The organism is Bradyrhizobium sp. (genome assembly GCF_019244115.1).
Lineage (GTDB): Bacteria > Pseudomonadota > Alphaproteobacteria > Rhizobiales > Xanthobacteraceae > Bradyrhizobium.
Genome location: NZ_JAFATE010000591.1, coordinates 1 through 5705, shown reverse-complemented (window position 1 = coordinate 5705; position 5705 = coordinate 1). Strand labels below are relative to the sequence as shown.

At 58.0% G+C, this 5705-nt stretch carries 3 protein-coding genes and 2 pseudogenes; 3 read left to right on the top strand and 2 right to left on the bottom strand.

Annotation, left to right across the window (positions count from 1 at the left end):
- The 3 genes and pseudogenes from JOZ76_RS26315 to JOZ76_RS26305 all read left to right on the top strand — a co-directional run.
- Positions 1–632, top strand: a 632-nt coding sequence (locus tag JOZ76_RS26315; protein ID WP_291703588.1) for a hypothetical protein, incomplete at its 5' end; no start/stop codon positions are given.
- A 59-nt stretch (positions 633–691) separates the two neighbouring features.
- Positions 692–824 (top strand): annotated as a pseudogene (locus tag JOZ76_RS26310) (adenine phosphoribosyltransferase); the annotation flags it as partial.
- A gap of 574 nt (positions 825–1398) precedes the next feature.
- Positions 1399–2862 carry a cytochrome C gene (locus JOZ76_RS26305; protein ID WP_291703586.1) on the top strand — a complete coding sequence of 488 codons (1464 nt, stop codon included), beginning with the start codon at positions 1399–1401 and terminating at the stop codon, positions 2860–2862.
- Between the two features lie 75 nt (positions 2863–2937).
- Here the strand turns inward: JOZ76_RS26305 and irrA are convergent.
- Both irrA and JOZ76_RS26295 read right to left on the bottom strand, forming a co-directional pair.
- A pseudogene (irrA, locus tag JOZ76_RS26300) lies at positions 2938–3453 on the bottom strand (iron response transcriptional regulator IrrA).
- A gap of 741 nt (positions 3454–4194) precedes the next feature.
- A complete protein-coding gene (locus tag JOZ76_RS26295) occupies positions 4195–5259 on the bottom strand; it encodes a c-type cytochrome (RefSeq protein ID WP_291703584.1) in 1065 nt (354 codons plus the stop codon).
- Positions 5260–5705: the final 446 nt, after the last annotated feature.

The window sequence follows — 5705 nt, the reverse complement described above, 5'->3', positions numbered from 1 at the left end:
CACATCCGGACATCCGGTCCCTTTCATCACGCGCGCAAAAGTTGTATGTTTTGGGTATTGGTAGCTCCAAAACCGTCCCCGACGTTCCATGGATCAGATGGATGAGGAAGGGAGCAATGCCGAATTTTCCCAGTCTCGGAAGACGCGAATACCTGATAGCAGCTGTTGGTGGCGCGGGGCTCGTCGTGTTCGCATTTCTTGTTTTTGTACTTGCGGAATGGGTGGGGGAATGGGTGGGCTGGCGCGACTGTCCAGGCTGTAAGCCAGATGAGATTGCCAAAGCTATCAGCGATGCAAGAACCGCTTTACTGCAGATCATTGTCGGAGTGGCTGGCGCGGCGGCGCTTTATTTCACCTGGCAAAACTACGTCCTTAGCCGCGAGGGCCGCACATCGGACAATTTCATCAAGGCAGTAGATCAGCTTGGGAACAAAGCGGTTCATGCTAGAACGGGGGGCGCTGTTGGCGTGGGTCGCTTGTTGCGGACAGCAAAAGCCGAAGGTGACTACTGGCCTTTAATGGATGTTCTCACGGCATTTGTGCGACAGTCCGCTCCAGTAGGCCAGACTCCCCGCGCAAAAAAAGCCCCCGAGGAGTTACCGACGATTGTTCGACGGAGCGAATTTGTTTGAAGCTCAGGGGCCATACAGTGGTGCGGTGAACGTGCGCTTCGTCCCACCTTGCACGGACGGTAAAATTGTTGCGCCGGATCGTGGGCTAATGTGGCGGCGGCCTGCTTCATCATCGACGTGTCTGATCTCGGCGGTGCGGCCAAGCTGCGCGCGATGGATGTGCTGGTGCGAACGCTGATGTCGTTCGAGGGGACATTGACGCTCTTACATTTCTGTGCGGCGGCACTTAAGAAACGGTCTAAAGATTGTTTCCGAAGTGTTCTGATGTTCGCGGCTTTGACAAGATATTTCCCAGCTCTTGCCGCAAGGTTTGCTCCCACTTCGTTGAACAACAACCGCTCACGCAAACGATTGGCAACTTGCCGCTGGCGCACGCGCAGAACTTGCGCTGCATACGGTTGCAAATCCGAACATTATCAACCAAGTCGTTGACAACGGGGGAAATTTCTCAGCGTTGCGCTGGCTTGGAGAGCCGGACCGCTGATGGCGACGCGAGCTACACGATCCGGAAGCTTGCGCTGTCGAAGTGGTAAATTGATCATCTTAAATCGTCGCGTCACTGATTACCGTCATCACCAGTCTGACACACATAAATACCCAAGGTTGCGATATCTCGACGAATCGCCGCCCGCATTGGCCTTCATGGGTCTAGACGTTTCTGAGCACGACGAAGCGTTTCCGCGAGCTTCGGTCGACGTGAACTCAGCGACTGCGCGCGGCTTTGAGGCACGCCCGCATAAGGAGCCAATGCGGGGGGAGTGTCTTGATGCCACGAGAGGCGAGTTCTCGCGGCTTCGGTCTAGCGCGTCTGCTGGTCGCGGCCTTCGTTCTCATCCTATCCGTCATTGCGTCGGTCATTCCGGAAAAGGCCTTCGCGCTTCCAAGCTACGCCCGGCAGACTGGGCTTGGCTGCGGGATGTGCCACACCGAGTTTCCGCAACTGACGCCGTTCGGGCGACGCTTCAAGATCCTTGGCTACACGCTCGGCTATTCGGTGCCCGAGGACAAACGGGTGATCGGCAAGACGCCATATGAGAGTAACATTCAGCGGCAGCCGGATGCGACGCTTCCAGTGTCGGTTCAGGCGATTACCACCTTCACGCATACCGCCATGAACATGGATACGGCTGGATCCGCGCCGTTTTTGAAGGCGAACGACAATATCGAACCGGTGCAGACCGCGAGCATCTTTTATGGCGGCGCGATCACCGACCATATTGGCGGCTACGCGCAGTTTACCTATAACGCGCAGCCCTTCGGGCCGCCGGTCCCGCATCTGTTCACCTGGGACAATCTCGACGTCCGTTACGCCAACACGACGACGATCGCCGGCATGCCGGTGGTGTATGGCCTCACCATGAACAACAATCCGACGGTGCAGGATCCCTGGAATTCGACGCCGGCTTGGGGATACCCCTTCGTCCAGTCGAATCTTGCCAACACCCCCGGCGCGAAAACGCTGATCGACCAGGGCTTTGCCGCGCAGGTGCTGGGGCTCGGCGCCTACACCTTCATCAACGACCAGCTTTATCTCGAGCTTGCGAGCTACCAGACGCTGAACCCTGGCGCGCTCAATTCGCTCGGTGTCAATCCGGTGAATACGCTGCCGATCAACGGCGTCGCGCCCTATTTCAGGGCGGCGTGGGAGAAGCAGTGGGGCAGGCACTCGCTTGAGATCGGGACCTTCGGCCTGTTCGCCGAGACCGGGCTGTCGATCGCCAATTTCGTTCCGGGCGCCGGCACCAACCGGTTCAATGACATCGGCTTCGACTCGCAGTACCAGTACCAGGGCGACGACTACTGGGTCACCCTGCGCGCCACCTATCTGCACGAGAATCAGTATCTGCCTGCAAGCGTGGCAGCGGGTCTTGCCGCCAATCTCAACAACACGCTGAACACCTTCCGTGCACAGGCGGCGCTGACCTATGGCACCGACGGGAAGGTCATTCTGACCGGCGGCTACTTCAATACCTGGGGCAGCGCCGATCCCATATTGTACGGCGGAAACCGCACGTTCCTTCCGAATAGTGACGGCTTCACCGCCGAGATAGCCTATCAGTTCTTTGGCAAGAACAACGCTCCAAAGCTGTGGCCATGGTTCAACACCAGGCTCGGTGTGCAGTACATCGCTTACAACAAGTTCAACGGCGCGAGCACCAATTTCGACGGCATGGGAACCAACGCCCGCGACAACAACACCTTGCTCGTCTATCTCTGGTCGGCGTTTTGACGAGAGCCCACTGATCACGCGATTTCATCGCAGATCGGTCGGTGTTTGCGTCTTCCAACGCGCCCCGGAACACAATCAAAGTGGCTTGAAGGGAGCTGCTCGGCTCTTCTTGCGAAGCCGAACAACCATATCAATGCGCGAGATCTCATAAGCTTCCGGCACGTCGGGTATCCTGTGCACCACCAGATGTGGATCGGGAATGTCGATTAGCTCGTGATTGTGCTCAAGATAGAAGTGATGATGCGCGGTGGCGTTGGTGTCGAAATATGTCTTCGTGCCATCGACGGCGACCTAGCGGAGCAGCCCTGCATCGGTCAGCTGGTTCAGCGTGTTGTATACCGTGGCGAGTGAGACCGGGACCTTGGCCAGCGTCGCTTCCTCGTAGAGCATTTCGGCGCTGAGGTGCCGCGCGCCCTTGCCGAATAGCCGCCAGCCCAGCGCCATGCGCTGCCGGGTCGGGCGAAGACCCGCCGACCTCAGCATGGCGTCGACATCGTGCCAAGGACAGCCGGTCAAGGTAGGCTTAAGCCTCGCAACAAGCCGAGGCAGCGCTCGGTCGGGGTGGTTCGCAATCGGGACGCTATCGGTCATTTCCAGTTCCAGACAACACATGGGAAAACGCAAACTTACATTTTTGTTAGATTTGGGTATGAGGCCAAATTGTGCGGATGCAATTTCTTCGCAACTAAAGCCGACCTAAATGACGCGACTTCGACGCAGCTCGCGCGGCATTCGAACACGCTCGGGCCATTTTTGTGTCGCGGCGCACTGGTTCGCGGTTGTCACTGAGGCAGCCTTACTCTCATTACGCGAAGAAGATCAGGTAGATCGCCCCCGTAACCACGATGGCCATCCAGAAGTAAGCAGCCACACCGTATCGCGACCTCGTGGGCGCAACCGTGGCCCGAGCCAGTGATTTCATCGAGAGATCTCCTCCCGTGATTTCAATGATGCAAGCCGCAGACTAGGCCGTAGGCGGGCGCCAGCACTCAGGTGCTTGCACGTGACTATTCTCCGCTCCACGTGGGCTTTCTCATTTGCCTGGCTGTTGCCGGACTGCCTTGCTCGCCCTGTTGTCCCCTTGATCTAGATCAATAAGGGACCGCTTTGGGTCAGAGGCCAAAAGTCTCATTCGGAGCAAATCTGGTCTGCACTACCACAGATAGCAGACATCGATTCCAGCCGTGAAGATTTCTCAGTCGGGCCAACAAGAGACATTTACAGATGTAGTCGCTAGCGCTCGCCTCCTGCTCCGGCAATCTCACCGCGCGAGCGGCTGACACGAGAACTCGAGTACGCCGAGTCTTGTGCCATCACCCGGCTCATTCAGCCTCACGGCTCCCGAGATGCGAGATAGGCCGCCAGCGATATGAAATCCTCCTCGCCTAGATTTGCGACAACCCTTGCCATGAGGGCACTCCATGGCCCGGCGCGCTCCCCATGTTTGAAATCATAGAGCTGGCGAACGATATAGCTTGGCGAACGGCCAGCAATGCCCGGTATGGGACCAAGCCCCTTGAGGTCCGGGCCATGGCATATTCCGCACTGAACGGTCTTGTCGGCTCCGCCGCTCGTGACGAGCGCTTCCCCCTTCGCAACGCTGCCGACCGGCACATACGCGGTAAATTCGGTGCGGCTATCGTAAGATTCGAATTGGTCGAGATCATCGGGCACCTCGACAATACGTCCGCCAATTGACTCCGAACCCCCATCTTTTGAAACTGCATAAATCAACCACGCTACATAGGTTTTTGGGACGGTGTCAGTCTCAATGACCTTGATGTGCCTTTTCGGTTTCAACGAGGAAAAATACGCTGCCGCTTGCGCCACCTCATCATCAGTGACGGCATGGGAAAGCGAAACCATTAGCGCCACCGGGATCCTCTGGGGGACCGAGCTCTTTCGTGCTCCATCTCTAAAGTCGACCACCTGTTGACGCAGGTAGGCCGCCGGCAGCCCGGTCAAGCTTGAATTTTCCGGACCGCCGGCTCCGTCGGCCCGGTGACAATGGCCACACGCGAGTACATCGGCTTTCCTGCCATACGCGACAATGTCGGGCATTGGGGGATGATCATCAGGACGCCAATCCTTGGTGAAGAATCGGTCCTGCAACTGACCGGTGGTGAAAGCGGCCGAACTGTTCGGCACGTGATGGAGCTTACCGTCATCCGGCGGAAGCTTGAACCCCGGCGGAGTCATCGGATACGCCCATGCGGGCGGCGCATCGGCGCCGTTGGCGGGCGTTGTGGGTTGCGAAAGAAAAGCCAATGAAAGAGCAGTGACTAAGACTAGGCGCGTTGTCATCGCCTTGGCGACGGGCCTTATCGCCTTTTGAGGTACGTCATCCGCCAGAGAATTGTGGCAATCGCCGACGAATTGCTCGATATCAAATGTCATCTTGGCCTCCTATTCGTCAAAGCCAGAGATCGACTGCTGAAGGATACTCCATCTTGAGAATGACCGGAACGGGTCACTTGCTTCCTTCTCGAACGGGTTGGCGCCGCAGCCGGTGTAGCCCAGACAGCGGACGACTTGTTGCACAGCGCAAGTTGGATCGCGGAATGGCCCTCCACCAGTGCGGTCATCTGCATGGCGGTGCTGGTGCTCGTCATGCTGGTGATTGCGGTCGTGGGATAAAAGCCAAGGCGCCGCAATTGCCACGCCCTGCGCGCACCGCTCCTGATCGCCAGCACTGCGTTAGTCGCCACCATCCCGGCCCGCAAGCGCAGCGTCGAGACACTCAATCAGGGGTCCGCATCGTAAACGGCTTGGCAGGGAAGGCGGTCGCACCGGCCTCCAAGGCGCGGGCGCGGACGCTCTCATCGGGAAATGCCGTGATGAGG